At 67.0% G+C, this 26,680-nt stretch carries 26 protein-coding genes and 1 riboswitch; of the genes, 18 read left to right on the forward strand and 8 right to left on the reverse strand.

The features are described from left to right. The first annotated feature begins 15 nt into the window (after positions 1 to 15). Complete coding sequence (locus ABIC94_RS04000) at positions 16 to 846, forward strand: DUF3592 domain-containing protein (protein ID WP_354371480.1); 831 nt, start codon at positions 16 to 18, stop codon at positions 844 to 846. 7 nt (positions 847 to 853) lie between these two features. Here the strand turns inward: ABIC94_RS04000 and ilvD are convergent, their stop codons facing one another. After that, positions 854 to 2,548, reverse strand: a complete 1,695-nt coding sequence (gene ilvD, locus ABIC94_RS04005; protein ID WP_354371481.1) for a dihydroxy-acid dehydratase — start codon at positions 2,546 to 2,548, stop codon at positions 854 to 856. Positions 2,549 to 2,655: 107 nt separating this feature from the next. On the opposite strand from ilvD, the gene ABIC94_RS04010 reads away from it, so the two are divergent. From ABIC94_RS04010 to ABIC94_RS04045, 8 genes are all read left to right on the forward strand, one after another. Then, positions 2,656 to 3,594, forward strand: a complete 939-nt coding sequence (locus tag ABIC94_RS04010) for a LysR family transcriptional regulator (protein ID WP_354371483.1) — start codon at positions 2,656 to 2,658, stop codon at positions 3,592 to 3,594. 28 nt (positions 3,595 to 3,622) lie between these two features. Continuing rightward, positions 3,623 to 4,447: a prolipoprotein diacylglyceryl transferase gene (lgt, locus tag ABIC94_RS04015; RefSeq protein WP_354371484.1), complete on the forward strand. Its 825-nt coding sequence runs from the start codon at positions 3,623 to 3,625 to the stop codon at positions 4,445 to 4,447. Between the two features lie 87 nt (positions 4,448 to 4,534). Then, positions 4,535 to 5,356, forward strand: a complete 822-nt coding sequence (lgt, locus tag ABIC94_RS04020) for a prolipoprotein diacylglyceryl transferase (RefSeq protein WP_354371485.1) — start codon at positions 4,535 to 4,537, stop codon at positions 5,354 to 5,356. A 134-nt stretch (positions 5,357 to 5,490) separates the two neighbouring features. Further along, complete coding sequence (locus tag ABIC94_RS04025; RefSeq protein ID WP_354371487.1) at positions 5,491 to 6,159, forward strand: GntR family transcriptional regulator; 669 nt, start codon at positions 5,491 to 5,493, stop codon at positions 6,157 to 6,159. A gap of 49 nt (positions 6,160 to 6,208) precedes the next feature. Next, complete coding sequence (locus ABIC94_RS04030; RefSeq protein ID WP_354371489.1) at positions 6,209 to 7,681, forward strand: malonyl-CoA decarboxylase; 1,473 nt, start codon at positions 6,209 to 6,211, stop codon at positions 7,679 to 7,681. Between the two features lie 74 nt (positions 7,682 to 7,755). Further along, a complete protein-coding gene (locus tag ABIC94_RS04035) occupies positions 7,756 to 8,745 on the forward strand; it encodes a Bug family tripartite tricarboxylate transporter substrate binding protein (RefSeq protein ID WP_354371491.1) in 990 nt (329 codons plus the stop codon). Continuing rightward, positions 8,745 to 9,524 (forward strand): enoyl-CoA hydratase/isomerase family protein, encoded by a 780-nt coding sequence (locus ABIC94_RS04040; protein ID WP_354371493.1) that lies wholly within the window; start codon positions 8,745 to 8,747, stop codon positions 9,522 to 9,524. The genes ABIC94_RS04035 and ABIC94_RS04040 overlap by 1 nt, the downstream gene beginning before the upstream one ends. An 11-nt stretch (positions 9,525 to 9,535) precedes the next feature. Then, the gene (locus ABIC94_RS04045; protein WP_354371494.1) at positions 9,536 to 11,071 is read left to right on the forward strand and encodes a malonate--CoA ligase; all 1,536 of its coding nucleotides are present in this window, start codon (positions 9,536 to 9,538) and stop codon (positions 11,069 to 11,071) included. On the opposite strand, the gene ABIC94_RS04050 is transcribed toward ABIC94_RS04045, so the two are convergent. The 3 genes from ABIC94_RS04050 to ABIC94_RS04060 form a co-directional block, all read right to left on the reverse strand. Further along, complete coding sequence (locus ABIC94_RS04050) at positions 11,068 to 12,780, reverse strand: serine hydrolase (RefSeq protein ID WP_354371496.1); 1,713 nt, start codon at positions 12,778 to 12,780, stop codon at positions 11,068 to 11,070. The two genes, ABIC94_RS04045 and ABIC94_RS04050, sit on opposite strands and share 4 nt — an antisense overlap. Positions 12,781 to 12,845: 65 nt before the next feature. Next, on the reverse strand, positions 12,846 to 13,907 hold the full coding sequence (locus tag ABIC94_RS04055; RefSeq protein ID WP_354371498.1) for a phenylacetaldoxime dehydratase family protein: 1,062 nt from the start codon (positions 13,905 to 13,907) through the stop codon (positions 12,846 to 12,848). Positions 13,908 to 13,924: 17 nt separating this feature from the next. Beyond that, complete coding sequence (locus ABIC94_RS04060; protein ID WP_354371499.1) at positions 13,925 to 14,974, reverse strand: carbon-nitrogen hydrolase family protein; 1,050 nt, start codon at positions 14,972 to 14,974, stop codon at positions 13,925 to 13,927. Between the two features lie 182 nt (positions 14,975 to 15,156). On the opposite strand from ABIC94_RS04060, the gene ABIC94_RS04065 reads away from it, so the two are divergent. Continuing rightward, positions 15,157 to 16,119: a helix-turn-helix domain-containing protein gene (locus tag ABIC94_RS04065; protein ID WP_354371500.1), complete on the forward strand. Its 963-nt coding sequence runs from the start codon at positions 15,157 to 15,159 to the stop codon at positions 16,117 to 16,119. Between the two features lie 32 nt (positions 16,120 to 16,151). Here the strand turns inward: ABIC94_RS04065 and ABIC94_RS04070 are convergent, their stop codons facing one another. The 4 genes from ABIC94_RS04070 to ABIC94_RS04085 all read right to left on the reverse strand — a co-directional run bounded on the left by ABIC94_RS04070 (position 16,152) and on the right by ABIC94_RS04085 (position 18,354). After that, positions 16,152 to 16,577, reverse strand: coding sequence for a universal stress protein (locus ABIC94_RS04070; protein ID WP_354371501.1), 426 nt, complete (start codon positions 16,575 to 16,577; stop codon positions 16,152 to 16,154). A 104-nt stretch (positions 16,578 to 16,681) separates the two neighbouring features. Then, complete coding sequence (locus ABIC94_RS04075) at positions 16,682 to 17,503, reverse strand: sulfite exporter TauE/SafE family protein (RefSeq protein WP_354371502.1); 822 nt, start codon at positions 17,501 to 17,503, stop codon at positions 16,682 to 16,684. A 282-nt stretch (positions 17,504 to 17,785) separates the two neighbouring features. Beyond that, positions 17,786 to 18,133: a cell division protein ZapA gene (locus ABIC94_RS04080; RefSeq protein WP_354371504.1), complete on the reverse strand. Its 348-nt coding sequence runs from the start codon at positions 18,131 to 18,133 to the stop codon at positions 17,786 to 17,788. Further along, entirely contained in the window at positions 18,130 to 18,354 is a 225-nt protein-coding gene (locus ABIC94_RS04085; RefSeq protein WP_093023459.1) for a DUF904 domain-containing protein, read from the reverse strand. Before ABIC94_RS04085 ends, ABIC94_RS04080 begins: the two co-directional genes overlap by 4 nt. Before the next feature lie 161 nt (positions 18,355 to 18,515). Further along, positions 18,516 to 18,762, forward strand: a riboswitch (cobalamin riboswitch). 93 nt (positions 18,763 to 18,855) lie between these two features. On the opposite strand from ABIC94_RS04085, the gene ABIC94_RS04090 reads away from it, so the two are divergent. From ABIC94_RS04090 to ABIC94_RS04125, 8 genes are read left to right on the forward strand one after another with little or no spacing between them, the layout of a single operon-like run. Next, positions 18,856 to 20,799, forward strand: coding sequence for a TonB-dependent receptor domain-containing protein (locus ABIC94_RS04090; protein WP_354371506.1), 1,944 nt, complete (start codon positions 18,856 to 18,858; stop codon positions 20,797 to 20,799). Positions 20,800 to 20,842: 43 nt separating this feature from the next. Next, positions 20,843 to 21,421 carry a bifunctional adenosylcobinamide kinase/adenosylcobinamide-phosphate guanylyltransferase gene (locus ABIC94_RS04095; RefSeq protein ID WP_354372021.1) on the forward strand — a complete coding sequence of 193 codons (579 nt, stop codon included), beginning with the start codon at positions 20,843 to 20,845 and terminating at the stop codon, positions 21,419 to 21,421. Next, positions 21,418 to 22,287, forward strand: coding sequence for an ABC transporter substrate-binding protein (locus ABIC94_RS04100; RefSeq protein WP_354371507.1), 870 nt, complete (start codon positions 21,418 to 21,420; stop codon positions 22,285 to 22,287). The genes ABIC94_RS04095 and ABIC94_RS04100 overlap by 4 nt, the downstream gene beginning before the upstream one ends. A 20-nt stretch (positions 22,288 to 22,307) precedes the next feature. Continuing rightward, a complete protein-coding gene (locus tag ABIC94_RS04105; protein ID WP_354371509.1) occupies positions 22,308 to 23,318 on the forward strand; it encodes a FecCD family ABC transporter permease in 1,011 nt (336 codons plus the stop codon). Beyond that, on the forward strand, positions 23,315 to 24,097 hold the full coding sequence (locus ABIC94_RS04110) for an ABC transporter ATP-binding protein (RefSeq protein WP_354371511.1): 783 nt from the start codon (positions 23,315 to 23,317) through the stop codon (positions 24,095 to 24,097). Before ABIC94_RS04105 ends, ABIC94_RS04110 begins: the two co-directional genes overlap by 4 nt. Positions 24,098 to 24,121: 24 nt before the next feature. Then, the gene (cobO, locus tag ABIC94_RS04115) at positions 24,122 to 24,691 is read left to right on the forward strand and encodes a cob(I)yrinic acid a,c-diamide adenosyltransferase (protein ID WP_354371513.1); all 570 of its coding nucleotides are present in this window, start codon (positions 24,122 to 24,124) and stop codon (positions 24,689 to 24,691) included. Positions 24,692 to 24,695: 4 nt separating this feature from the next. After that, positions 24,696 to 25,631, forward strand: coding sequence for an adenosylcobinamide-phosphate synthase CbiB (cbiB, locus tag ABIC94_RS04120; protein WP_354371514.1), 936 nt, complete (start codon positions 24,696 to 24,698; stop codon positions 25,629 to 25,631). Between the two features lie 2 nt (positions 25,632 to 25,633). Beyond that, a complete protein-coding gene (locus tag ABIC94_RS04125) occupies positions 25,634 to 26,659 on the forward strand; it encodes an aminotransferase class I/II-fold pyridoxal phosphate-dependent enzyme (RefSeq protein ID WP_354371516.1) in 1,026 nt (341 codons plus the stop codon). The last annotated feature ends 21 nt before the right edge of the window (positions 26,660 to 26,680 follow it).

Genomic DNA, 26,680 nt, shown 5'->3' on the forward strand with positions numbered 1-26,680 from the left:
ACCGCGGCCCGCGCCATGGACGAAGAAACAATCCAGCATGCGATGCTGGTTTTCGGGCTCTCGCTGCTGGTCGGGCCAGCCGTCGGTGGATTGGCCGGATGGCTGAAGAACTTGTTCTGGGGCGTGGGCGTCGGGGCCCTTTTGATCGGCTGCGCCGGCTTGTATGCCGCGGCAACGATCGGCTGGCAACGCTACCAATCGATTGCGGGCACGGCCAGCGTGCAGGGCAGCCTGGTCGAGTTCGTCGAAGAGCGCAGCAAAGACAGCAAAGGCCGCACGACGGTCTCGCGCGCACCGGTTGTCGAGTACGTTGCCGCCGACGGCCAGACGCGCCGCGTCAAGGGGCTCGGCGGCGGGCTGTCGGACAAGGAATGGGGCGACCCGGTCGAGGTGCGCTACAGCGTGGCCGACCCCGCGCAGGCCTTGGTGGCCGATTTCCAGAACATGTGGGGCGCTGTCTGGGGGCTCGGCCTCTTCGGGCTGTTCCCGACGATGTTCGGCCTGTTCTTTACCGGCATGGCGATCAAGGAAGGCCGGCCTGCCGGCAAATCCAGGTCGCCCGTGGAGAGCAGTGCGACGCTCGCACAGCAACGCTGGCGCACGCGCGGTACCGTGCTTGCCAACCTCGTCTTCCTGGCCGGCTTCGCCGTGTGCTTTCTCTATCCGGGCGAGAGCCTGGGAAAGGCGCTCGGCGCGGGCTTCATGACCATCGGCACCGGCGCCTTGCTGCACTTCGTCGTGCAGAGTTTCCCTCCGGCCATGGAGTTCGAATTCCGCAGCATCCTCGCGATCGTGGGCCTCGGGTTTCTGGCCTTCGGCTACGGCGCGTGGATGATGCTGGCGTGATGCTTCCTCAGAACTTGTCGAGCACCGCGCCCGAGCTTGCGCTGGAGGCGTTGAACGCGAACTTGGCCTGCACGCCGCGCGTGTAGCGCGGCGCCGGTGGCTTCCAGCCTTCGCGGCGCTTGGCAAGCTCGGCTTCGGGCACGTTGAGCTCGAGCACCAGCTTGTGCGCGTCGATGGTGATCGAATCGCCTTCGTTCACGAACGCGATGGTGCCGCCCGCCGCCGCTTCGGGCGCGACGTGGCCGACCACCATGCCCCAGGTGCCGCCCGAGAAACGGCCGTCGGTGATCAGGCCCACGCTTTCGCCCAGGCCGGCGCCGATCAGCGCGCCCGTGGGGGCCAGCATTTCCGGCATGCCCGGGCCGCCCTTGGGGCCCAGGTAGCGCAGCACCATCACGTCGCCGGCGACGATCTTGCCGTCGAGAATGGCCTTGAGCGCCGACTGCTCGTCGTCGAACACGCGCGCCGGGCCGGTGATGACGGGGTTCTTCAGGCCGGTGATCTTGGCGACCGCGCCTTCGGGCGACAGGTTGCCCTTGAGGATGGCCAGGTGGCCTTCGTCGTACATCGGCTTGCCGATCGGGCGGATCACGTCCTGGTCGGCGCGCGGCACGTCGGGCACGTCCTTCAGCACTTCGGCAATGGTCTGGCCGGTGATGGTGATGCAGTCGCCATGCAGCAGGCCTGCGTTCAGCAGCACCTTCATCACTTGCGGAATGCCGCCGGCCTGGTGCAGGTCGACCGCCAGGTACTTGCCCGAGGGCTTCAGGTCGCACAGCACCGGCACCCTCTTGCGGATGCGCTCGAAGTCGTCGATGGACCACTCGACCTCGGCGGCATGCGCAATGGCCAGGAAGTGCAGCACGGCATTGGTCGAGCCGCCCGTGGCCATGATCACGGCCACCGCGTTCTCGATGGCCTTCTTGGTCACGATGTCGCGCGGCTTCAGGTCTTTCTTGATTGCCTCGATCAGGACCTTGGCCGATTCCTTGGCCGAGTTGGCCTTTTCGTCGTGCGGGTTGGCCATGGTGGACGAGTAGGGCAGCGAGATGCCGAGTGCCTCGAACGCGCTGGACATGGTGTTGGCCGTGTACATGCCGCCGCACGAGCCGCTGCCGGGAATGGCGCGCATCTCGATTTCCCGCAGGTCTTCGTCGCTCATGTTGCCGGCGGCGTTCTGGCCCACGGCTTCGAACACGCTCACGATGTTGAGGTCTTGCCCCTTGTAGCGGCCCGGCAGAATGGTGCCGCCGTAGACGTAGATGGCCGGCACGTTCGCGCGCAGCATGCCCATGAGGCCCCCGGGCATGTTCTTGTCGCAGCCGCCGACCACCAGCACGCCGTCCATCCACTGGCCGCCGACGCAGGTCTCGATGCAATCCGAAATCACTTCGCGGCTCACCAGCGAGTACTTCATGCCTTCGGTGCCCATGGCCATGCCGTCGGAGATGGTGGGCGTGCCGAACACCTGCGCGTTGCCGCCGGCTTCCTCGATGCCTTCGATGGCCGCGTCGGCCAGCTTCTGCAGGCCCGAGTTGCAGGGCGTGATGGTGCTGTGGCCGTTGGCGACGCCGACCATCGGCTTCTTGAAGTCGCTCTCTTGGTAGCCCATGGCATAGAACATCGAGCGGTTGGGCGCGCGGCTCTTGCCTTCGACGATGTTCGCGCTGCGGCGGTTGATCTGGATTGGCTTCGTGTCCATGGTGGGGTGTCTCTTCTCGTGGGGAAATTCTCGGGGAAGCCCAAGTATCGGACTTCTCATTGATTCATTCCAATCCGTTTTTGTGCGCAGATTGATATGCTTGGCATATGAAAGAAGCCTTGATCGACCTGCGTGCCTGGCGCCAGTTCGTGGCCGTGGCCGAAGAGCTGCATTTCGGCCGCGCCGCCGAGCGCCTGCACATGACGCAGCCGCCCGTCACGCAGGCCATTGCCCAGCTCGAAAAGACATTGGGTGTGGTGCTGTTCGACCGGACGCGCCGGCGCGTTGCGCTCACGCCCGCCGGCGAAGCCTTGCTGCCCGACGTGCGCGAGCTGCTGGCGCGTGCGCAGGCTCTTCCGGAGAGAGCCCGCGCTGCAGCGGCGGGGCAGGTGGGGCGGGTGCGCATCGCCTTCGTCTCCACCGTCGGTTTCGAGCAGTTGCCGGCCTGGGTGCGCGAGTTCCGCGTGCTTTGCCCCGAGGTGGCGCTCGAACTGGTCGAGGCCACGGGCGACGTCCAGCTCGAAGCCTTTGCGCGCGGCGAGATCGATGCCGGGCTGATGCTGCATTCGCCCGGCGCCGCGCCGCCGGGGCTCGCGCGGCTGCCGGTGGAGGAGGAGGCGCTGGTGCTGGCCCTGCCGGCGCAGCACCGGCTCGCACGCACGCGGCCCGTGCCGCTGGCAGAGGTGCTGGCCGAACCGCTGGTGATCTTTCCGCGCCGCATCGTGCCTTCGCTGCATGACGCTGTCTTCGACCTCTATCACGCCGCCGGCCGCACGCCGCAGGTCGCACAGGAGGCGATCCAGATGCAGACCATCGTCAATCTCGTCTCGGGCGGCATCGGCGTGGCCTGGGTGCCGCACAGCGTGATGCAGTTCCGGCGCGCGGGCGTGGTCTACCGGCAGGCCGGCGAGTTCAAGGGCGTGGGGCGGCGCCGCGTGGCGCTGCCGGCTTGCGAGACCAGTCTGGTGTGGCCTGCGCAGGCGGCGCACCCGGCACTGGCCCGCTTCGTGGAGTTCGTGCGGGAGCGTACGGCGCGGGCGAAGTAGAGTCACTTGCTCCGGGCACAATCCGCGGATGCTCATGTATCCGCAGATCAATCCTGTCGCCCTGCAGCTCGGGCCCGTTGCCATCCACTGGTACGGCCTGAGCTACCTGGCGGCCTTTGCGCTGTTCTACTTTCTCGGCACGCGCCGGCTGCACCACGAGCCGTACCGTTCGCTGGTCCGCGCCGGCGCCTGGCAGCGCAAGGACATCGAGGACATTCTTTTTCTCGGCGTGGTGGGTGTCATCGTGGGCGGGCGGCTGGGCTATTGCCTCTTCTACAAGCCGGAGTTCTACCTTACGCACCCGCTCGAGATCCTGTACGTGTGGAAGCGCGGCATGAGCTTTCATGGCGGCCTGCTGGGCGTGATCGGCGCCATGATCTGGTTTGCGCATTCGCGCGCCCGGCCGTTCTGGCAGGTGATGGACTTCGTTTCGCCCTGCGTGCCCACCGGCCTTGCGGCAGGCCGGGTCGGCAACTTCATCAACGGCGAACTCTGGGGCCGCTTCAGCAGCCCCGATCTGCCCTGGGGCATGGTGTTTCCGCAGAGCGGCTCGATGCTGCCGCGCCATCCGTCGCAGATTTATCAATTCCTGCTCGAAGGTCTTCTGCTGTTCGTCATCATGTGGCTGTATGCACGCAAGGAACGAAAGCAGGGGCAGGTGGCCGCGGTCTTCCTGATCGGCTATGGCGCGCTGCGCTTCTTTGCCGAGTACTTCCGCGAGCCCGACGACTTCCTCGGCCTGCGCTCCCTGAGCCTGAGCCAGGGGCAGTGGCTCAGCGTGCCGATGGTGACCGTCGGCCTCGCGCTGTGGTTCTGGTTCGGCCGCGCAAATACGGCCACTGCACGCGCCTGAGCCGAAAGTTCTCAGGGTAATGCCGGGTCGCGCATGTCATGCGCAGCACTTTTGGGGCGAGTCATTTGCTCCGGGCACAATCCGCGGATGCTCATGTATCCGCAGATCAATCCTGTCGCCCTGCAGCTTGGGCCCGTCGCCATTCACTGGTACGGCCTGACCTACCTGGCCGCGTTCGCGCTGTTCTACTTTCTCGGCACGCGCCGCCTGCGCCACGAACCGTATCGCTCCCTCGTCGGCGCGGGCGCCTGGCAGCGCAAGGACGTCGAGGACATTCTCTTTCTCGGCGTGGTGGGTGTCATCGTGGGCGGGCGGCTGGGCTATTGCCTGTTCTACAAGCCCGAGTTCTATCTCGCGCATCCGCTCGAAATTCTCTATGTGTGGCAGGGCGGCATGAGCTTTCATGGCGGCCTGCTGGGCGTGATCGGCGCCATGATCTGGTTTGCGCATTCGCGCGCCCGGCCGTTCTGGCAGGTGATGGACTTCGTTTCGCCCTGCGTGCCCACCGGCCTTGCGGCAGGCCGGGTCGGCAACTTCATCAACGGCGAACTCTGGGGCCGCTTCAGCAGCCCCGACCTGCCCTGGGGCATGGTGTTTCCGCAGAGCGGCTCGATGCTGCCGCGCCATCCGTCGCAGATTTATCAATTCCTGCTCGAAGGTCTTCTGCTGTTCGTCATCATGTGGCTGTATGCACGCAAGGAACGAAAGCAGGGGCAGGTGGCCGCGGTCTTCCTGATCGGCTATGGCGCGCTGCGCTTCATTGCCGAATACTTCCGCGAGCCTGACGACTTCCTCGGCCTGCGTGCGCTGAACCTGAGCCAGGGGCAATGGCTCAGTGTGCCCATGGTGATCTTCGGCATCGGCCTGTGGATCTGGGCCGCGAGGCGCCCCCAGCCGGCAACCGCCTGAGCGGCAGGCTCTCAGGGTAAGTCCGGGCCGCGCGTTTTCATGCGCGGCCTTGCGCCGCCTGGACCCCGGGCTCACAATTATGCGTAATTACAGAAAATTACGAGTTCCCCGGCTTTGGCCCAGAGCACTCCACCATGCGCCTTGTCCCCAATTCCCTGCACGACGAAGTCGCCGCGACACTGCGAGAGCAGATCTTCGTGGGCGAGCTGGCGCCGGGCAGTTTCCTGGACGAGGCGGCGCTGTGCGAGAACCTCTCGATTTCGCGTACGCCCTTGCGCGAAGCGCTCAAGGTGCTGACGGCCGAGGGCCTGCTGCGGCACGAGCCGCGGCGCGGCTGCTTCGTGCGCGAGGTCACCGAGCGCGACCTCGACGAGATCTTTCCTGTCATTGCACTGCTCGAAGGCCGCTGCGCCTACGAGGCCGCGCGCAACGCGAGCGATTCCGAGCTGCACGAGCTCGACGCGCTGCACGAGCGGCTGGTGCGCCACGCCAAGGCGCGGCGCATCAACGACTACTACGCCACCAATCACCTCATCCACGAGGCGATCATCCAGCTGGCCGATAACCGGTGGCTGGCGCAGGTGATCGGCGATCTGCGCAAAATTCTCAAGCTCGCGCGGCTTCAGCAACTGCATGCGCCGGGTCGGCTCGAGCAGAGCCTGTCGGAGCATCTGGCGGTGTTCGCGGCGCTCAAGGCGCGCGACAGCGAAGGCGCGGATGCCGCCATGCGCACGCACCTGACGCGCCAGCGCGAGGCGCTGCGCGAAGTGGCGCGACAACAGAAATCCAGGGTGATGTCATGAACGGCACGGAAAAGGGCATCTCCCAACCCGCCAGAATTGGAGTTTGTCGATGAGTGCGACCGAATGGTTCCAGGCGCGACTGCGCTCTGGCGACAAGTCCGACAACAAGGTACCCCTGGCACCCGAGGGTGCCGCCCGCAGCGCGCCCAAGACCGCCGCAAGGCCCAGCGCGCGCTCGACCGCCGAGCGCCTGCAGGCCACCCTGCGCAAGGCGGACGAGGCGCTGTCGCCGCGTGCCTTGCGCCGCGTGCTCACCGCCTTGCAGTCCGTCATCGATCCGCGCGTGAGCGAGGTCGAGGGCGGGCGCCGGGCGCATGCCATTGCGCGCGAATACGCTGCCGCCACGCCGGAGGAGCGCCGCGACTATTGGGCGCTGATGAGCGAGCATTTCGCGGCCGATCCGCACAAGCTCAAGTCGGCGCGCGACCAGCATCAGGCCGCTGTCGGAACCCCCGACGAAGGCCAGGCCGAACTGAAGCTGCGGCGCGCGCTGGTGTCGCCCCGCATGCGCCTGCTGCAGCGCTTTGCGGTCGAGCCGGAGGGCATGCGCTTCCTGGTCGACCTGCGCGCCGGACTGCTGCCTTGCCTGAAGTCCGACAAGCGGCTGATCGCGCTCGACGCCGAACTGGAGCACTTGTTCTCCACCTGGTTCGACGTCGCATTCCTCGAACTCCGCCGCATCGACTGGAATTCGCCGGCCTCGCTGATCGAGAAGCTGATCCGCTACGAAGCCGTGCACGACATCAAGAGCTGGACCGACGTGAAGAACCGGCTCGACGACAGCGACCGCCGCTGCTACGGCTTCTTCCATCCGAGGCTGCCCAACGAGCCGCTGATCTTCGTCGAGGTGGCGCTGGTCGACCACATCAGCGACGGCATCACGCCGCTGCTCGACGAGACCGCCGTGCCGATCCTGCCGGCCAAGGCCACCACGGCCATCTTCTATTCGATCAGCAACACCCAGACCGGCTTGCGCGGCGTGAGCTTCGGCGATTCGCTCATCAAGCGCGTGGTCGAGACGCTGCAGGACGAGCTGCCGCGCCTGAAGGTCTTTGCCACGCTCTCGCCGATTCCGGGCTTTCGCACCTGGCTCGCCAAGAATGCCGCGGACCTGCTGCCGCGCCTGGACGAAAAGCGCGAGGCCGAGCTCGGCCGCCTCGTCGGCTCGCTGCCGCCCACCGCCGACCGCCTGCTCGCCGCGGCGGACGGCGCCACCGCGCTCGATGCGAAGTCGCCGCTGCGCCAATGGCTCTTGCAGGCAGCCGCCGAATATCTGGGCCACACGCTGGTCGACGGCACGCCGGTCGATCCGGTGGCGCGCTTTCACCTGGGCAACGGCGCGCGCGTGGAGCGGCTCAACTGGGCCGGCGATCCGTCGCCCAAGGGACAGAAGCAGTCGTATGGCCTCATGGTCAATTACCTCTACGATCTCAAGCGGCTCGACAAGCATCGCGCATGGCTGGCCGAGGGCAAGGTGGCGGTTTCGGGAGATGTCGAAAGCCTGTTCTTCAAAAAAGGCTGAGTTCTGAAATAAAGTCCGGCGCGTGATGCACCGGCCCGCATGGTGCGGCAATCTACAACGACAGGAGATGACAGATGACTCAGAGTTTTCAACGACGCGACGTGCTGCGCCTTGCCGCAGCCGGTGCTGCCGTTTTGTGTGGCGGTGCAGGCGCGCAGGGGGGGAACTGGCCGACGCGGCCGGTGAACATGGTCGTGCCGTTCCCGGCCGGCGGCGGCACCGATGCCTTCGCGCGCCCACTCTCGGCTCAGTTCTCCAAGGTCACCGGGCAAACACTGGTCATCGACAACCGCGGCGGCGCCGGCGGCACCGTGGGCGCGAGCATCGCCTCCAAGGCGCAGGCCGATGGCTACACGCTCTTCATGGGCGCGGTGCACCACGCCATCGCACCGTCGATCTACCCCAAGCTCGACTACGACATCGAGAAAGACTTCGTGCCGCTGATGCTGCTGGCCAACGTGCCGCAGGTGGTGGTGGTCAACCCGAAGCGCGTTACCGCCAACACGCTCCAGGAGTTCGTTGCGGCTGCCAAGCGCAACCCCGGCAAGCTCAACTACGGCTCCGCAGGTTCGGGCACTTCGCACCACCTGGCGGGCGAACTGTTCAAGCTGCAGACCGGCACCTTCATCACGCACATTCCGTACCGCGGCGCGGGTCCGGCGCTGTCCGACCTGATTGCGGGCAACGTCGACCTGATGTTCGACGGCCTGGGCTCCTCCGCGCAGCACATCAAGGGCGGCCGCATCAAGGCGCTGATGGTGGCCGGCAGCAAGCGCAACCCCGCGTTCCCCGATGTGCCGTGCGCCGCCGAAGTGGGCCTGCCCGATTACACGGTCACCACGTGGTACGGCCTGTGGGCGCCCAAGGGCACACCGGCCGACATGCAGGCGCGCATCGTCGACGAAATGAAGAAGGCCCTTGCGACCGACGAGCTGAAGGCCATCTGGGCCCAGAACGGTTCCGAGATTCCGAGCCTCACCATGGCCTCGTACGGCGGCTTCGTCAGCTCCGAGATCAAGCGCTGGGCCGCGGTGGTGAAGGCCTCGGGCGCCAAGCTCGAGTAATGAGCCAGAGCACGGTTTCGTTGCGCCGCGAGGGCGCCGTTGCGTTCGTCACCTTGTCGAACGCGGGGCGCCTCAATGCCATGACGCGCGCCATGTGGCGCGAGCTGCGGGCAGTGTTCGATGGCATCGGCCAACCGGACGGCGCCGGGCTTCGATGCGTGGTCGTTAGCGGCGAGGCCGGAGCCTTCTGCGCGGGCGGCGACATTTCCGAATACCCGTCGTTCCGCTTCGACGAAGCCAGCTTGCGTGAATTTCACGAGAACGAAGTCTGGGCTGCGCTGCAGGCCATGCTCGATTGCCCGCTGCCCGTGGTCGCGCAGATCGAAGGCGCGTGCATGGGCGCCGGCATCGAGATTGCGAGCTGCTGCGACATCCGGCTGGCGGGCGCCTCCGCGAAGTTCGGCGCGCCCATCGCCAGGCTCGGCTTTCCCATGGCGCCGCGAGAGGCCGCACTGGTTCAAGGCGCCATTGGCGACGTGCTCGCGCGCGACATGCTGCTGGCCGCCGGCGCGCATGGCGCCCAGCGCCTGTATGACGCCGGCTTTCTGCTGCACGTGCTGCCCGACAGCGAAGTGGCTGCCGCCGCGCAGGCGCACGCGTCGCGCATCGCCGCACTGGCACCGCAAACCGCGAAGCTTCACAAGCGCACCTTCGCGATGCTGAAAGCCGGCGCGCAGTCGACACAAGACCTGCTCGCAACGGCCTACGGATATGCCGACTCCGCCGAGCACCGCGAAGGCATTGCCGCCTTTCTTGCCAAGCGCACACCGAATTTCTGAAGACCCGCCCGATGAAGACGAAAGCCAACCCCAACCTGTTTGCCGCCCTGCGTGCGGCCTTTCCCGCCGATCTCGACAGCATTGCCGTCGAAACCGACAACGGCCTGTTCTATTCGTGGCGAGATCTCGACCGCGCCAGCGCGATGATCGCCAACCTGCTCGGCGCGCTGGGCCTGGAAGAGGGCGCCCGCATCGCGGTGCAGGTCGAGAAGTCGGTCGAGGCGATGATCCTGTATCTCGCCACGCTGCGTGCCGGCTATGTGTTCCTGCCGCTCAACACCGCCTACCAAAGCGCCGAGATCGAATACTTCATCGGCAATGCCGAGCCCGCGGTGGTGGTCTGCACCAGCCGCAACGCCTCGTGGGTCGGGCCCATCGCCAATGCGGCCGGTACCCGGCACGTGTTCACGCTGGACGACAACCGCACTGGCACGCTGCTGGAGGTTGCCGCCCAATGCAGCGACCGGCATGCGGTGGCCCACAAAAAAGCGGACGACCTGGCCGCCATCCTTTACACCAGCGGCACCACCGGCCGGAGCAAGGGCGCCATGCTCACGCATGGCAACCTGCTGTCGAACGCCGAGGTGCTCAAGGACTACTGGGGCTGGACCCAGGGCGACGTGCTGATCCACGCGCTGCCCATCTTCCACGTGCATGGCCTTTTCGTTGCGTTGCATGGTGCGCTGCTCAACGGCAGCAAGATGATCTGGTTCTCGAAATTCGACCCCAAGCGCGTGGTCGAGAAGCTGCCCGAAGCCACCGTGTTCATGGGCGTGCCCACGCTCTACGTGCGGCTCCTGGCCGAGCCGGGGCTCACGCGCGAAGCGGTGCGCAACATGCGGCTGTTCGTCGCGGGCTCCGCGCCGCTGCTCATCGAAACCTTCGACGAATGGCGTGAGCGCACGGGCCACACCATTCTCGAGCGCTACGGCATGAGCGAGACCGTGATGCTCGCCTCCAACCCCTACACCCCGGCCCAGGGCGAGCGCCGGGGCGGCACGGTCGGCTTTGCGCTGCCGGGCGTGCAGCTGCGCGTACGCGACGACGGCGGCCGTGACTGCACCACCGACGAGATCGGCAACATCGAAGTCAGCGGCCCGAACGTGTTCGCGGGCTACTGGCGCATGCCGGAGAAAACGAAAGAAGAATTCACCGTCGACGGTTTCTTCAAGACCGGCGACGTCGGCAAGATCGACGGCCGGGGCTACATCACCATCGTCGGGCGCAGCAAGGACTTGATCATCAGCGGCGGCTACAACGTCTATCCGGCCGAGATCGAGGGCTACATCAACGAGCTGCCCGGCGTGGCCGAGAGCGCGGTGGTCGGCGTGCCGCACCCCGACTTCGGCGAGGTGGGCGTGGCCATCGTCATTGCCAAGGCCGGCGGGGCGCTGGATGCCGAGGCCATCGTGGCGGAACTCAAGTCGAAGCTCGCGAACTTCAAGATACCGAAGCGCTGCTTTGTCGTGAACGAGTTGCCGCGCAACACCATGGGCAAGGTGCAGAAGGCGCTGCTGCGCGAGCAGCACAAGGGGTTGTTCGCCTAGGTTTTCGCCGCCTTCGCCGCCCGTGGTGCAAGGGCGGTGGTGCGCGGTTCGTGAAAGATCATCGCGTCCACCGCATCGGGTGCAGGCCGGCGGAACTCCACGCCGTAGCCTTCGAGCGTGTCGACGTTGAAGCTGCGTCCATCGGCCGGAAGCAGCCGGTAGGTCGGCTGGCCCGGAATGGTCATGCCGAGTTCGCCCTGGGCGTCGAGCCTGATCTCGATGATGCGGCCGCTGTGCAGATAGTCGCCGGCGCACAGCCGGCGAAACGCCGGGTCCAGCACGTCGCCGGCCGCGACACGGCGGAACACGATGTCGTCCACCATCTCCTCGAGAGGAATCTCGACGTGATCGATGCGCCCTTGCCGGTCGTAGCGGAAGGTGAGTGTCCGGTTGCTGGGGTGCAGTACCGTCGGCCTGTCGGGGGTGATGAACACGTCGTAGTGGCGGTGCTCGAGCGGTTCTTCGACGCCGCGCCAGCGCCACGCAAGCCCATCGGCTTCCCGGTCGATGCGGATCCGTCCGTAGGCGGGGTGTTCGTAGCCGCCGGCATAGTCTTCGAGCGCGTGGCTCGGCCGGGTTCCGCTTCGGCGGACTTCCGCCTTGGCTTTCTTGTCGATGACCAGCTGCTCCAGTGCCTGTTTGCGCCGCGGCACCAACCGGCCGAACCAGTCGACCGGCTCGCGGCCGCAGATGCGGTCGAGCACTGCGTAGGTGAGGATGGCGGTGGTGCTGCCCGGCGTGCGGTTGGTCAGCACCACCACGCCCGCGCGGCGGTCGGGCTGCATCGTCATGAGCGTGCTCCAGCCGGTCCAGGAGCCCGAGTGCGCAATGGTGCGCTCGCCGCGGTATTGCTCGCAGAAGAGCCCAAGGCCGTAGTGCGAGTCGCCGATCTCGGTGAACTCGGAACGGCCCATGTGCACGCGGGGCGTCGTCATTTCGCGCAGCGCCTGGGCCGACAGCAGCTGGCGGCCGTCCACCTTGCCGTCGAGCAGGAAGCGAGCCCATTTCGCCAGGTCGGCAACCGAGGCGTTGATGCCGCCGGCAGGCACGGCGCGAATGGGCGACAGCGGTGTGCGGTGGCGTTCGTCGCCATCCATCGCATGCGGACGGGCGGCGTCTTCGGCTGCGCCGAGCGCTTCGATGGAGAACCCGAAGTGGTTGAAATCTAGGGGCGTCATCAGGCGCTCGGTGGTGAAGTCTTGGTAGCTCTGGCCGCTGATGCGCTCGGTGATCATTCCGGCGACCAGGTAGCCGAGGTTCGAATACTGGAAGGTGTCGCGCAGGTCCTTGTTCGGTGCAAGGTGCCTGAGCGCAGCCAGCATCTGCGCGTTGCTCAGGTCGCCGGGCATGTGGATCCAGTCGTGCCGCGGCAGCCCGCTGTGGTGGCACAGCAGATCGCGCACGGTCAGCCGTTCGGTTGCCACGGGGTCGTGCAGGCGAAATTCGGGGATCACGTCGCGCACCGGCCGGGCCCAGTCGAGCTTGCGCTCGTCGACCAGCAGGCCGAGCCCGGCCGCGGTGAACGACTTGGTGATCGAGCACAGCAGGAACTGCGTGTCTATCGTCACGGGCAGGCCCGTGTCGGTGTCGCGCACGCCGTAGCCCTTGAGCACGGCGATCTCGCCGTCCTGGATGACGGCCAGCGCGAGCCCGGGTACTTTCCATTCCTGCATCGAGGCTTCGACGAGGCTGTCGAGATCGCTCCACATGGTCGGGTCCTTGCCTTTTGGATAGGGCCGCGCATCCTAAAGCAATCGCCGAGCGGGCGCTTTTTCTACGTTGTGCCCAACCCGTTCATGAGCCCGCTGCGGGCGTGGCAGTTGATGTACTCGTAGCTCTGCTCGTCGGCCTTCAGCACCGACACCTCGTGGTACACGCGCAGCTGCAGCTGGAAGTTCAGCGCCTGCACGTAGCGCATGAAGCTGCCGAAGATGGCAACGTGCGTGGGATGCGACTCGGCCCAGCGCTCCATGTCGGCGAGCGAGCGCCAGAAGCTCAGGCCGAACGATTTCTCCAGCGGCGAGCCCTTGGCGTCGAGGTGGCTCATGTAGCGGTTGCTGTAGCAGCCGATGCCCAGGCCCTGGTCGCGCAGGAAGTCCATGCCCTCGCGCAGCACGGGTTCCATCTCTTCGAGGTAGAGCGTGCGTTCCTGGCCGTTGGTGTCGGCCCACTCCTGGCCGGAGCGGATCATCGCGATGTGCTCGTGGCCCGCGACGCGCACGCGCTGCCCCGGCATGGGAGCGCCCGCAATGATGGTGCGCGTGCCCGAAGGTGCCATGGCATCGGTCTGCGACAACGGAATGCGGTCGCGCATCGAACCCCAGTAGCCGTGTTCCTGCAACTCGCCGCTCACGCCGCCCATCACCACGCCCACGCCTTCGAGGCGGTCCGGCGTGTTGAACATGGTCTCGAAATGCTCGGCGCGTGGCGACACCACTTCGCGAAAGTAGCCGAGGCCGTCCGCCAACCGTTCTTCGGACCGCCACCATGCATCGATCTCGGGCGTCGCGCACCAGCGCGCATGGGCGGCAGGGTCGTCCCAGTAGGCGATGGCCATCATGTTGTCGTAGCCGTCGGCGTCGACTTGGTGTGCGAAGTCGTGGTGGCCGGGGCCGTCGGGCAGGGCAAAGCCGCTCGCGATCTTCATCAGCGCCGCACATGCGCGGCCCTGCATTCCGGCGCCGCGCGACTGCACGCCGAAATAGCCCATCACGACCTGCCTGACCGCGGCCGGCGCGCGCGCCGACCAGACGGGGTAGGGCGGCGCATAGTCGTCCTCCACGCGGCGATGGCGCGTGCGGGGACATTTCAGGTGCTCGGCAATGGCGGATTCCATGGCGTGGCTCCGGTGCTTCAGGCGGCCAGCGGCTGCTGGCGCGGCACCGCTGCCGGCTCGGGCGTGGCGACGATGGCTTCGAACGCGCCGCCTTCGACTTCGGGCGCGCGCTGCAGCACCACGGGCTCGCGGCGCGTCTTGTTCAACAGCAGCTGCGTCACGTCAGGCCGCGAATAGTGGCCGCTCGGGTCGGCCGCCGCCTTGGAGAGCGCGATCATTCCCAGGTCGATATCGGCGATCACCAGCCCTTCCTGGTCTTCGGCCAGCGGCGTGCCGAGCGGCGAGCCATCGGGTGCGTAGATGCGGGCAAAGCCGCCGCCGACGCCCAGCATCTGCCGCTTGCCCGCATCGGTGCACATCAGGTCGCTCATCGCCTGCGAAACGGTGGCGCACGGCGCAATGACGAAGCACTGGCCCTCCGCCGCGTACACCTGGCTCGCGGCATTGTTGAGCTCGGGGCCGAGTGCGTAGGCCGCACCGCGGTAGAGCGAAAAACTGGGCCAGGCGCCGCAGTGGATCTGCTCGTTCTGCGCATACATCGCGTATTTGCTGAGCGGCTGCAGGTGCTCCCAGCACGAGAGCGACCCGATGTTGCCGATGGGTGTTTCGACCACGGCCAGGTCGGAGCCGTCGCCTTCACCGAACACGGTGCGCTCCACGTGCGTGGGCTTGAGCTTGCGGCGCGTCTGCACGGTGTTGCCCTGGTCGTCGATCAGCGCCTGCGCAATGTAGAGGCTGCCCGCGGCCTTTTCGCTGTAGCCGAGCGAAACCCAGATCTTGTGCTTGCGCGCGGCATCCCTGATGCGGTCGAACTCGCCCGAGCCGACGACCAGTGCGTTGTCGTGGTAGCGCTGAACGAACTGCATGCCCCAGGCGGGTGAGTCGAGCCAGATCCACCACGGGTAGCCGGGCACCCAGGTTTCGGGAAAGGCAATGAGCTTCACGCCCTGGCCGGCGGCCTGGGCCATGAGGTCGATGGTCTTGTCGATGGTGCCGTCGAGGTCGAGGAACACAGGCGCGGCCTGCACGGCGGCAACGCGGAGTTTGGGATGAACGGTGGCGGGCATGGCGGGTCTCCAGAAGCGGGGTGGTGAAAGAAACAACTTCGCACACCTTGCACCGGGTTTGCGTGGTGGCATGCGGGTTGCTTCAAGCGTAGATTCGCCGCCGCGGAACGCCTTGACCTGAACTTGCGGCGTTCTTGTTCCAGCGTTGCATGCCGACTTTCCCAGGAATCCGAGGAGCCCCGATGAACCAGTTGCTCAGCACCGATGCCGTCCCTCGCAACCAGCGGCTCGCCTACTGGACCGACATGATCTGCAACGTCTACGTGCAGCTAGGGTGCGACGCGGTGCGCGAAGACGACATGGGCAACTTCGAAGGCAGCATCCGCCAGCACACGCTGCCGAGCCTCGACGTGTCGGTGGTCAAGTCGGGTCCGCAGAAGGTCATGCGCACGCCGGGACACATCTCGCGTTCGGGCGACGATTACTTCCTGGTCAGCATCCAGGCGCGCGGCCAGGGCGTGGTGCGGCAGGACGGGCGCGACGCCGTGCTGGCGGCGGGCGACTTTGCGCTGTACGACAGCACCCGGCCCTACGAATTGCTGTTCGACAACGCGTTCGAGCAAATCGTGCTCAAGCTGCCCGGCGAACGCCTGCGCAGCGAACTGCACGACACCGAGGCATTGACGGCCACCACCGTGTCGGGCCGCGAAGGCGCGGGGCACCTGCTGCTCGGCATGATCCGCACGCTGCGCGAAGATATCGACACCTTGCAGCCTGCGTCGGCACTCGCGGTGGCCAACGGGGTGCAGAGCATTCTGGTGGCAGGGCTGCAGACGCTGCCCGCGGCGCGCGCGCCGGGTGTCAGCAATCTCACGGCGTATCACCTGGCCCGCGTGAAGCGGCGCATCGACGAGCAGCTGGCGGATCCGTCTCTCTCGGTGGGAAGCCTCGCGGCGGAGCTGGGCGTTTCAGCCAGCCACATTCACCGCATCTTCAAGAGCGAGCCGCTCACGCCTTCGCAGTACATCTGGGAGCGCCGGCTCGAAGCCTGCAGCCGCGACCTGCTCGAGCCGCGCCTTGCCGGCCGGCCGGTGGCCGACGTTGCCTACAGCCGCGGCTTCAACGATGCGGCGCACTTCAGCCGCGCATTCCGCGAACGCTTCGGCTGCTCGCCGCGCGAGTGGCGGCAGCAGCGCGTTCAATAACAATAAAAAAAGAAGGCGCGGCCTTCGCCGGGTTACTGCACCAGCAGCACCGAAGTGTCGGTCTCGGAAATGACCTTGGTGGCCACCGAGCCCATCAGCGCACGGCCAAAAATGCCGTGGCCGTGGGTGCCGAGCACGATCAGCTGGGCATGCGCCGCAGTTGCCGACTTGAGAATTTCCTCGGCCGCATGGCCGTGGCGCTTGTCGATGGTGAAGTTGCTCAGGTTGTTCTGTGCGAACAATGCCTTCACGGGGTCGAGCACCTTGGCGCTCTCTTCGGCGTAGTACTCGTCGACCACCTCTTTGCTGAGGTGGCGCGCCACGTGGCCCGAGATGCCGGTGCACACATGCACGATGACCAGCTCATGCCCGTCCACGAACATGGCGCGGTTGGCGAGCAAGTAGTTGAGCGCCTTTTGCGTATAGGCGCTGCCGTCGACTGCGATGAGGATTTTCATGAGGCCGTTATACGGCCCGCGCTTGCCTGCCGCAACGGGTCTCACCCGAGACCCAAGGGGCTTTCGCTCGAAGAGCCGCGCAGTGTGCGAAGCTGCGCGATGGCTCAGCCCTGCAGCCCCTTCCAGAGCATGTAGGCGGCCAGCAGGTACAGGATGCTCGCGAACACGCGCTTGAGCTTCTTCACCGGCAGGTTGTGCGCCGCCCTCGCGCCCAGCGGCGCGGTGAGCACGCTGCACACCGCAATGACCGCGAGCGCGGGCAGCCAGATGTAGCCGAAGGAACCTTCCGGGAGGCCTTGCACCGACTGTCCGCTCACCACGTAGCCCAGCACGTTGGCCACCGCAATCGGGAAGCCGAGCGCGGCGCTGGTGGCCACGGCGTTGTGGATAGAAATATTGCACCAGGTCATGAACGGCACGCTGACAAAGCCGCCGCCTGCGCCGACCAGGCCCGAAATGAAGCCGATGGCGCCGCCCGCCGAGAGCTGGCCCGCCGTGCCCGGCATCTGGCGCGTGGGCTTGGGCTTACGGTCGAGAAACATCTGCGTTGCGGAGAAGCCCACGAACAACGCGAACACGATGGCCAGCACCGTGCCCTTGAGCAGCGAGAACACGCCCAGGCTGCCCAGCAGGCTGCCGATGACGATGCCGGGCGCCAGGCGCCGCACGATGTCCCAGCGCACCGCGCCGCGCTTGTGGTGCGCGCGCACGCTCGACACCGAGGTGAAGATGATCGTCGCCATCGAAGTGGCAATGGCCATCTTCACGGCAAGATCGGAAGCGACTCCGCGGTGCCCCATGATGATCGTGATGAACGGCACCATGAGCATCCCGCCGCCGATGCCGAGCAGCCCCGCCAGAAAACCGGTGCCCAGGCCGAGTGCGGCCAATTCGGCGATCAGGAGGGGGTCGAGCAGGGAGTTCACGCAGCGGGGCCTTGAAAAAAAGCAACGGCCCCGTGCAGCGCGTGCCGGGGCCGTATGAACGAAAAAAGGTGTCTGCAAGTGGGCGCCGAACCCGCATCCTGAACCAGGGTTCAGGTGGGCGAGGGCAGCAAGACTTCGGGTTCATCTAACGCGAGATGATCACGCCCGTCAAGCGATGTACCAAGCCCGGCTCCGGAGAGCATTGGAACAAGGAAATATTAAGCCCGACGCGCACCGCAGACAGTTCGGATTTTACGCCTCCGACGGGCCGCGCGTCTCTGCTCAGAGTAAATGGTCATCGCCCGCAAGGGCTTGATCGAGTTTCTGAATGAGTTGGGCGGCCTTGGCGTCGGCTTCGCCGGCATCTCCCGCGGAAGATGCCGCAGCTGTAGTGGTAGCTGCCGGAACCGGCGCGGCCGCAGCGGCGGCCTGCTGCGCGGCCAGGTCGAAAGCCAGGTTCAGGGAGGCAAGCACGGCGATACGGTCGCGTGCCTTCACCTTGCCCGCATCGCGGATCTTGCACATGGCTGCGTCCACGCGGTCGACGGCTTCGCGCAACTGCGCCTCGCCGCCCTCGGGACAACCGAGCAAATAGCTCTGGCCCATGATCTGAACTTCAATCTGCTTCATGCGGGAGAGTCTTCGGAAGGTGGTTCGGCCGGCAGCCGCTCGAGCAGGGCATCGAGGCGGGTGCGCGCCGCGGCGAGCCGCGACTTCAGCGCATCGCGTTCGCGCGTGAGCGCTTCGACCTGCTCCTGCAGCAGCGCATTGGTGCGCTGCACCTCTTCATGACGCACGAGCAGGCGTTCCACACGCTCGGCGATCTGGTCGATAGGGCTGGAGGCGGGCATGGTTGGCGATTGTAGTTTCCCGGGGAGGCGGTCCCCGGGGCGCTGCGCGCGGCGAGGAACCGGGACGGATTCTGCGGCCTGCGCGATGCCTTTCCAAACTTTCCGCAGCAAACGGAACAACAAGCTGCGCAACTTTTGGCTTACTGCGCCGGCGAGAGGCCCTAGAATCCCGCCCGTTGGTGCCTGCGTCGTGGTTCACACGCCGCGGTTCAACGGGAAGCAGGAGTGAACGCCCCCGGAAGCGGGACAAGGCCGAAGCCGCCTGCGCTGCCCCCGCAACGGTCAAGCAGTCGACGCCGCAAGCGTCAACCTCATCCATCAAGCCACTGGGCGCCCTGAAACAGGCGCCTGGGAAGGCGGTGAGGTCGCACTGCCAGCCCGGATACCGGCCAACGAGGCGGCTGCCGCATGCGCGATCGATTGTCGACGCACGAGGCAGCCATTGCGCCCAAACGCTGGCGGGGAGGCCGGCGACGGGCATAGACGTTCGTTCGGTCCATCATGATTTCCTGCGTTCCCCTTTCCCTCGGCCGTGCTCCCGCGCGCCGTCGCCGCCTTGCCTGCCTGCCGCTTGCGCTGGCCTCCGCTTTCGGCGGCCTGGCATTGATTCAGTTGCCCTCGGCAGCGCATGCCCAGCAAGAAGCGCCCGCGCTCGGCGAGACCGTGGTCACGGCCAACCGCACGCCGCAAGCCCTGTCGGACCTGGTGGGCGACGTGTCCATCATCGACCGCCAGACCATCGAGCGCAGCGGCGCCGTCGGCGTGGCCGACGTGCTGGCGCGCCTGCCCGGCATAGAGATCACGCGCAACGGCGGCCTGGGCAGCACCACCAGCCTGTTCATCCGCGGTGCAGACACGCGCTTCACCGCCGTGTACATCGACGGGGTGCGCATCGATTCGCAATCGACCGGCGGCGCCGGCTGGGAGGGCATTCCCCTCGCGCAGATCGACCGCATCGAAGTGCTGCGCGGCCCCGCTGCGGCGGTGTACGGCTCCGACGCCGTGGGCGGCGTGATTCAGCTCTTTACCCGCCGCGGCGAAGAAGGCGTGGCGCCCTATGCGGGCATCGGGTTCGGCAGCCATGGCCTTCGCAAGGCGGAAGCGGGCGTGAGCGGAAAGTCGGGCGCGTTCGACTATTCGCTGGGTGTTGCGCATGAAGAGAGCAAGGGTTTCAACGCGCTGCCGATCGAAAAGCGCACGCCTTCGAGGGACGGCTTGACGAACCCCGACCGCGACGGATACCGCAATGACTCCGGCAACCTGCGGCTCGGCTACCAGATCAACCCGGCCCAGCGGCTCGAGGCCACGCTGCTCTACAGCGACACCGAAGCGGGCTACGACTCGCCGGTCAGCACCAGGGCCCGGCCGCCGATCCGGTTTGCCAACGACGTTTCCCAGAACACGCTGCGCACCGCGGGGCTTTCGTGGTCCGCCAAGTGGAACGACATCTACAGCACGCGCGTGCAGATTACCGATTCGCAATCGGTCTACAAGACGCAGCCTTCGTTCTACCGCACCGAGACGAATCTTCGCGGCTACCTGTTCCAGAACGAATTCCGCTTTGGCCCGCACCTGGTGACGGCCACTCTCGAACGCCGTGAAGACGCGCTCGAGAACGCACCGACCACCTTCACCGGCCTGCTGTCGCGCAAGCGTTCGCAGGATGCGGTTTCGCTGGGCTACGGTTTCGTGCAGGGCGCGCATTCGCTCCAGTTGCATGTGCGGCATGACGACGACAGCGAATTCGGCGGCAAGACCACCGGCAGCGCCGCCTACGGCTACGCCATCACGCCGAAGTTGCGCGCCACCGTGTCGGCCGGAACCGCGTTCCGCGCACCCACGCTGTACCAGCGCTTCAGCGAATACGGCACGCCGACCCTCAAGCCCGAGTCGAGCCGCAACGTCGAGCTCGGCTTGCGGTACACCGACGGCGGCACGCATGCAGGCATCGTCGTGTACCAGAACCGTGTCAAGGACCTGATCGTTTTCGACGGTGGGGCCACCAATTGCGATTCCGGCTTTGGCTGCTACGCCAGCACGGCGCGCGCGCGCTACCGGGGCATCACCCTGTCGGGCGGCCACCGCATCGGCGACGTGACGCTGCGCGCATCGATGGACTTCCAGGATCCGCGCGACCTGGAAACCGACAACCTGCTTGCACGCCGTGCGCGCCGCCACGGCACGCTGGGGGCCGACTGGCGCATTGCCGGCTGGACGCTGGGCGCCGAGGTGCAATCGTCGAGCAAGCGCTTCGACGATGCCGCCAACACACGCACTCTGAGCGGCTATACCGTGCTAAACCTCGTGGCCAGCACGCAGATCACGCGCGACATCGGGCTGGTGGCGCGCGTCGACAACGTGGGCGACAAGGACTACACGCTGGCACGCGGCTATGCCACCGGCGGCCGCAACGCCTACATCGGCCTGAAGTGGACGCCGCAGTAAGTAGACTTCGCCGCGAGGCAACCGCAAAGGAAGAAAGATGCCCATGACCATTGCGCATGAATTCATCCTCGGAGGCCAGAAAAGCGGCAAGTCGCGCCGCGCCGAGCAGCGTGCCATCGACTGGATGGCCGAAGCGCCCACGGCGCGGCGTGCGGTGCTGATAGCAACCGCGCAGGCCTTCGACGAAGAAATGCGCGAGCGCATCACGCGCCACCAGGCCGACCGCGCGCGGCGTGTGCCGGCCATGCGCACCGTGGAAGAGCCGGTCGAGCTGGCACGCGCGATTGTTTCCGAGAGCGCACCCGAAACGCTGGTGGTGGTCGACTGCCTCACGCTCTGGCTCACCAACCTGCTGATGCCGCTGCGCTCGGAGGGCGCAAAGCCGGCCACGCGAACGCCTTCGGCCCACGTCGCCATGCTGCTCATCGCGCTGCGCGAGGCGCGCGGGCCGGTGGTGCTGGTCGGCAACGAGATCGGCCTGGGCGTGATTCCGCTCGGCCGGGAAACGCGAGCATTCGTCGATACGCTGGGCCGCATGAACCAGGACGTGGCGGCCGCATGCCACCGTGTCACGCTGATGGCGGCCGGACTGCCGTTGACCTTGAAGGCGCCTGCCGCATGATGAAGTACTGGATTCGATTTTTCTCGGCAGCTCTCGGCCTTGGTGTTTTTTCGCTGGCCGCGCACGCTCTCGAGGTGGTTGACGAGCGCGGCATTGCGGTAACCCTGCTGCAACCGCCGCAGCGCATCGTCACGCTGCTGCCTTCACTGACCGAAGGGGTCTGCGCACTCGGGGCCTGCTCGCGGCTGGTGGGTGTCGACAACTATTCCAACTCGCCGGGCGCGGTGCGCACGTTGCCGCAGCTGGGCGGAGGGATCGACCCCAACGTCGAGGCCATCGTGGCGCTGCGGCCCGACGTGGTGCTGCTTGCCAAGTCGTCCCGCGTGACGCAGCGGCTCGAAGCGCTGGGCCTCAAGGTGGTGGTGCTCGAACCCAAGAGCCATGCCGACGTGCGGCGCGTGCTCGACAAACTCGACCAGGTGCTTGGCACCCGCGAGGCGCCGAACGTGTGGCGCGTGATCGATGCCAGCGTCTCGGCCGCGGCCCAATCGCTGCCCGACCGCGCGAAGGGCCTGCGCGTGTACTTCGAGGTCAACAGCGCACCTTTTGCGGCCGGCGAGTCGTCGTTCATCGGCGAAACGCTTGCGCGGCTGGGCGCGAAGAACATCGTGCCGGCTTCGCTCGGTCCGTTTCCCAAGCTCAACCCCGAATACGTGGTGCGCGCGAACCCCGATCTCATCATGGTCAGCGTACGCAGCGCACAGGGCCTGGAGCAGCGCCCGGGGTGGGGCGGCATTCGCGCGGTGCGCGAAGGCCGCATCTGCCGCTTCAGCGCCGACGAGTCCGACGTGCTTGTTCGCCCCGGCCCGCGCATGGACGAGGCCGCACGGTTGATGGCGCGCTGCCTGGCGGAAAAGTCCGGTTAAAGCCGCAAGAATTCTTCATCATGCACACGCACCATCAGCGCAGGGTCTGGCTCTTCGGCATTGCCTTGCTTGGCCTGGGCATTGCGTTCGCGCTGCTCGGCCTGGGCATCGGCAGCACCGGTTTCGAAAGCCTGCTGGCGGCAAGGCGCGACCCGGTGGCGCTGCAGATCGTGTGGGACATCCGGCTGCCGCGCACGCTCGGCGCCTGGCTCGCGGGCGCGTTGCTCGGGCTCGCGGGCGCGGTGGCGCAGGGCCTGTTTCGCAATCCGCTGGCCGATCCCTATCTGCTCGGCAGTGCATCGGGCGCTTCGCTCGGCGTGGCGGTGGCGCTCATGCTGTTCGGCGGCTCGGTTGCAAACATGCAATGGGCACTGCGCCTCGGCCTTACCGGCGCGGCCTTCGTGGGGGCGGTGCTCGCGGTGATGCTCACGCTGGTGCTCGCGCGCGGCGTGCAGCAGACGCTTCGGCTGCTGCTGGCGGGCGTGATCGTCGGCGTGGTGCTCGGCGCAGCCAAAGACCTGATCACCATCGCCTCGGCCGATGTCCTGCAGGCCATCCAGGGCTTCATTCTCGGCAGCACCGGCCTGGTCGGCTGGAGCGCATGCGCCGTGATGGCGGCTGCCGGCGTGGTGTGCCTGCTGCTGGGCTGGGCGCTCGCGCCGGTGCTCGACAGCCTTTCGCTGGGCGAGGCGACTGCAAGGAGCCTTGGCCTGCCGCTGGGCGCCATGCGCGCCGCGCTGGTGGTGGTGCTCGCGCTGGCCACCGGTGCGGCCGTGGCGCAAACCGGCCTGATCGCCTTTGTGGGCCTGGCCTCGCCGCACCTCGTGCGCTCCGTGGTCAAGACCACGCATGCCGGGTTGATCGTGCTGTCGACAGCCATGGGCGGACTGCTGCTGATGTCTGCCGACCTCGCGGCACGCTGGCTCATTGCCCCGCAGGAACTGCCGGTCGGCGTGCTCACGGCCGTGCTCGGCGGCAGCTACCTGCTGTGGCTGATGCACAGGCGCAGCGCGCGAGGCGGTGTGGCATGAGCGGCCACATTCCGGCGCTCGAGGCGCGCGCCGTGAGCGCCACGCTCGGCAGTACCGAGGTGCTGCACGGCATCGACCTGAAGCTCGGCGCCGCGCGGTGGACCAGCATCGTGGGGCCGAACGGCGCGGGCAAGTCGACCTTGCTCAAGGCGCTCGCTGGCCTGCTTCCGCACCGCGGCGAGGTTTTTCTGTTCGGCGAAGCGGCGGCAAAAGTGCCGGGCCGCGTTCGCGCGCAGCGCCTTTCGTGGCTGGGCCAGAGCGGCGCGGCGGGCGAGGGCAGCGCCGACGACCTGATGGTCTACGACATTGCGATGCTCGGCCGCCTCCCACACCAGCGCTGGCTTGCAACACCGAGCGCGGAAGACCGCCAGGCGGTGGAGCGCGCATTGCGCAGCACACAGGCTTGGGAATGGCGCGAACGGCCGCTGGGCCAGCTCTCGGGCGGCGAGCGCCAGCGCGTGCTGCTGGCCCGCGCGCTCGCGGTCGAGGCCGAGCTGCTGCTGATGGACGAGCCGCTCGCCAACCTCGACCCGCCGCACCAGGCCGACTGGATGCAGACTGCTCGCTCGCTGGTGGCCGAAGGGCGCACCGTGGTCAGCGTGCTGCACGAACTGCCCATGGCGCTCGCGGCCGATGAGCTGGTCGTGATGAACCATGGCCGCGTGGTGCACCACGGCGGCAGCAGCGACGCGGCCACCCATGCAGCGCTCGAACAGGTGTTCGACCACCGCATTCGTGTGCACCGCGTGGCGGACCAGTGGATCGCCTTGCCGAATTAACGACATCAGGACACCCACGACATCATGCAGATCGAAACTCCCCCCGGCGACAAGCCCTACGACAAACCCGAGGGCGAACGCCGCGGCATCGTCATCGTCAACACCGGCGACGGCAAGGGCAAGAGCACCGCCGCCTTCGGCCTTGCGCTGCGCGCGCACGGCCGCGGCAAGGCTGTGAAGATCTACCAGTTCATGAAAGTGCCCTCGGCGCGTTTCGGCGAGCACCGCATGTTCGAGCAGATCGGCATTCCCATCGAAGGCCTGGGCGACGGCTTCAGCTGGAAGAGCCAGGACCTCGAGCGCTCGGGCCAGCTTGCGCGCGACGGATGGGAAAAGGCCAGGGCGGCCATTCTTTCCGGCGAGTTCTTTCTGGTGGTGCTCGACGAGATCACCTATCCGCTGATCTACGGCTGGCTGCCGCTCGACGGCGTGCTCGAAACACTGCGTGAGCGGCCGAAGCATGTGCACGTGGTGCTGACCGGCCGCCGTTGCCCGCCCGAGATCGTCGAGCTGGCCGACACCGTGACCGACATGACCATGGTCAAGCACGCCTTCAAGGCCGGGATTCCCGCACAGCGCGGCATCGAGGATTGAGCCATTGGCTGCCGCGGCCGCCTTGTGGCTTGCGTTGGCCATCGATCGCTGGCTGGGCGAGCCCGCGGCGCGCTGGCATCCCGTGGTGTGGATGGGGCACTACCTCGGCTGGTTCGGTACTCGCATTGCACCGCAGGCGGTCGATGCGAAGCCGCGTGATCTGCCGCTGTTCCTGAAGGGCGCGCTGGCGTGGTGCGTTGGCGCGGTGTTGGCAGGTACTGTGGCGCTGGCGGTGCAGGCCATTGCGGTGCGATGGTTGCCCGGCTGGGCAACAGCCCTGGTGCTCGCTCTCGCGCTGAAGCCGCTCTTCGCATGGCGCATGCTGCGGGGCGAAGTGCTTGCGGTCGAGGCGGCGCTGGCGGTGTCGCTGGAGGCCGGCCGCGCACAACTGGCCCGGCTGGTGAGCCGGGATGTCTCCACACTCAGCGAGCGTGAGGTGCGCGAAAGCGCCATCGAGTCGCTGGCCGAGAACCTCAACGATTCGCTCGTGGCACCGGTGTTCTGGTTCGTGCTGCTGGGCTTGCCGGGCGCGGCGGTCTATCGATTCGCCAACACGGCCGACGCTATGTGGGGCTACCGCGGCGAGCGCAACGGCCGGGATTGGACGTGGTTCGGCAAGTGGGCCGCGCGCGCCGACGATGTGCTCTCGTGGCTGCCGGCACGGCTCACCGTGCTGCTGCTCGCACTCGCGGCGTGGCAATGGCCCCGTGGCCTTGCGCTGGAGGCGCGCCGCACGCCTTCACCCAACAGCGGCTGGCCGATGGCAGCGATGGCGTTGCTGCTTGGCGTGCGGCTCGCCAAGCCGGGCGTGTATGCGTTGAACGCCGAAGGGCGGAGGGCTGAAGCGGCCGATACGCTGCGCTCGGCGCTGTGGGGCGGCAGGGCAATGCTGGCACTGGCTGTGTGTGCATCATTGGTTATCGTCGCGGTAGCGAGGTAGACATGACACGGGAACGAACGACTTTGGCCAGTGCGCTGCATGGCGGCCCCGACGAGGCCGGCGCCGCCCGGCACGATTTCTCGACCAATGGCAACGCGGCGGGTTCGTGCCCGGCCGTTCTGGCCGCGCTGCGTACCGCCGACGCGGCGCACTATCCAGATCCGGGCTACACATCACTGCGCCGCGCGCTGGCAGTCTTTCATGGCGTGGCTGCCGAACGCATCGTGATCGCGGCCAGTGCGAGCGAGTTCATTCACCGCATCAGCGCTGCGTTTGCGCAAGGCGACGGACTGGAGGTCTGCCTGCCGGCACACAGCTACGGCGACTACGAGCGTGCGGCATCGGCTTGGGGCTTGCAGGTGCTGCGAAACTCCGAGCCGCGCGGGGGCGCAGCGCTGCGCTGGTGTTGCGAGCCGTCGAGCCCGCTGGGCCAGGCCGAGGGCGGTCTCGCGCTGCATGCGGAAGCAGGCAGCACCTGCGTGCTCGACATGGCCTACGAGCCGCTGCGCCTCGAAGGCCGTGCGTCGCTCGATATGGCGCAACGCAACCGCGTCTGGCAACTGTGGACGCCGAACAAGGCGATGGGTCTCACCGGCATTCGCGCCGCCTACGCCATCGCACCCGACGACACTGCAGCCGGGCCCCTGATGCAGGGCCTCGAGCAACTGGCTCCCTCGTGGCCGTTGGGCACTCACGGCGTGGCGCTGCTCGAGACCTGGGTCGGCGACGAAGCACAAGCCTGGCTCGCGCAAAGCCTGCACACCCTGCGAGCGTGGAAGGCGCAGCAGCGCGCCGTCTGCGAATCGCTGGGATGGCAGTGCCTGCCGAGCGACGCCAACTTCTTCTGCGCGCGCACCGATGCGCCGTATCCGCAGCTGTCCGCCGCGCTGCGCGCCGAAGGCATCAAACTGCGCGACTGTGCATCCTTCGGCTTGCCGGGCCACGTGCGGCTGGGCGTGCTGCAGCCGCAAAGCCAGGAGGCACTGAAAGAGGCCTGGACTCGGGCGGCCCTCAGCGCCGAACATTGAGCGGACGCACAAGCAAGACAC

Source organism: Variovorax paradoxus, assembly GCF_040544635.1.
Classification (GTDB): Bacteria; Pseudomonadota; Gammaproteobacteria; order Burkholderiales; family Burkholderiaceae_C; genus Variovorax; species Variovorax paradoxus_R.

Bases quoted from the DNA above. Each gene is read 5' to 3' on its own strand.
- ABIC94_RS04000 (WP_354371480.1), top strand. From the start codon at position 16: ATGGACGAAGAAACAATCCAGCATGCGATGCTGGTTTTCGGGCTCTCG.
- ilvD (WP_354371481.1), bottom strand. From the start codon at position 2,548: ATGGACACGAAGCCAATCCAGATCAACCGCCGCAGCGCGAACATCGTC.
- ABIC94_RS04010 (WP_354371483.1), top strand. From the start codon at position 2,656: ATGAAAGAAGCCTTGATCGACCTGCGTGCCTGGCGCCAGTTCGTGGCC.
- lgt (WP_354371484.1), top strand. From the start codon at position 3,623: ATGCTCATGTATCCGCAGATCAATCCTGTCGCCCTGCAGCTCGGGCCC.
- lgt (WP_354371485.1), top strand. From the start codon at position 4,535: ATGCTCATGTATCCGCAGATCAATCCTGTCGCCCTGCAGCTTGGGCCC.
- ABIC94_RS04025 (WP_354371487.1), top strand. From the start codon at position 5,491: ATGCGCCTTGTCCCCAATTCCCTGCACGACGAAGTCGCCGCGACACTG.
- ABIC94_RS04030 (WP_354371489.1), top strand. From the start codon at position 6,209: ATGAGTGCGACCGAATGGTTCCAGGCGCGACTGCGCTCTGGCGACAAG.
- ABIC94_RS04035 (WP_354371491.1), top strand. From the start codon at position 7,756: ATGACTCAGAGTTTTCAACGACGCGACGTGCTGCGCCTTGCCGCAGCC.
- ABIC94_RS04040 (WP_354371493.1), top strand. From the start codon at position 8,745: ATGAGCCAGAGCACGGTTTCGTTGCGCCGCGAGGGCGCCGTTGCGTTC.
- ABIC94_RS04045 (WP_354371494.1), top strand. From the start codon at position 9,536: ATGAAGACGAAAGCCAACCCCAACCTGTTTGCCGCCCTGCGTGCGGCC.
- ABIC94_RS04050 (WP_354371496.1), bottom strand. From the start codon at position 12,780: ATGTGGAGCGATCTCGACAGCCTCGTCGAAGCCTCGATGCAGGAATGG.
- ABIC94_RS04055 (WP_354371498.1), bottom strand. From the start codon at position 13,907: ATGGAATCCGCCATTGCCGAGCACCTGAAATGTCCCCGCACGCGCCAT.
- ABIC94_RS04060 (WP_354371499.1), bottom strand. From the start codon at position 14,974: ATGCCCGCCACCGTTCATCCCAAACTCCGCGTTGCCGCCGTGCAGGCC.
- ABIC94_RS04065 (WP_354371500.1), top strand. From the start codon at position 15,157: ATGAACCAGTTGCTCAGCACCGATGCCGTCCCTCGCAACCAGCGGCTC.
- ABIC94_RS04070 (WP_354371501.1), bottom strand. From the start codon at position 16,577: ATGAAAATCCTCATCGCAGTCGACGGCAGCGCCTATACGCAAAAGGCG.
- ABIC94_RS04080 (WP_354371504.1), bottom strand. From the start codon at position 18,133: ATGAAGCAGATTGAAGTTCAGATCATGGGCCAGAGCTATTTGCTCGGT.
- ABIC94_RS04085 (WP_093023459.1), bottom strand. From the start codon at position 18,354: ATGCCCGCCTCCAGCCCTATCGACCAGATCGCCGAGCGTGTGGAACGC.
- ABIC94_RS04090 (WP_354371506.1), top strand. From the start codon at position 18,856: ATGATTTCCTGCGTTCCCCTTTCCCTCGGCCGTGCTCCCGCGCGCCGT.
- ABIC94_RS04095 (WP_354372021.1), top strand. From the start codon at position 20,843: ATGACCATTGCGCATGAATTCATCCTCGGAGGCCAGAAAAGCGGCAAG.
- ABIC94_RS04100 (WP_354371507.1), top strand. From the start codon at position 21,418: ATGATGAAGTACTGGATTCGATTTTTCTCGGCAGCTCTCGGCCTTGGT.
- ABIC94_RS04105 (WP_354371509.1), top strand. From the start codon at position 22,308: ATGCACACGCACCATCAGCGCAGGGTCTGGCTCTTCGGCATTGCCTTG.
- ABIC94_RS04110 (WP_354371511.1), top strand. From the start codon at position 23,315: ATGAGCGGCCACATTCCGGCGCTCGAGGCGCGCGCCGTGAGCGCCACG.
- cobO (WP_354371513.1), top strand. From the start codon at position 24,122: ATGCAGATCGAAACTCCCCCCGGCGACAAGCCCTACGACAAACCCGAG.
- ABIC94_RS04125 (WP_354371516.1), top strand. From the start codon at position 25,634: ATGACACGGGAACGAACGACTTTGGCCAGTGCGCTGCATGGCGGCCCC.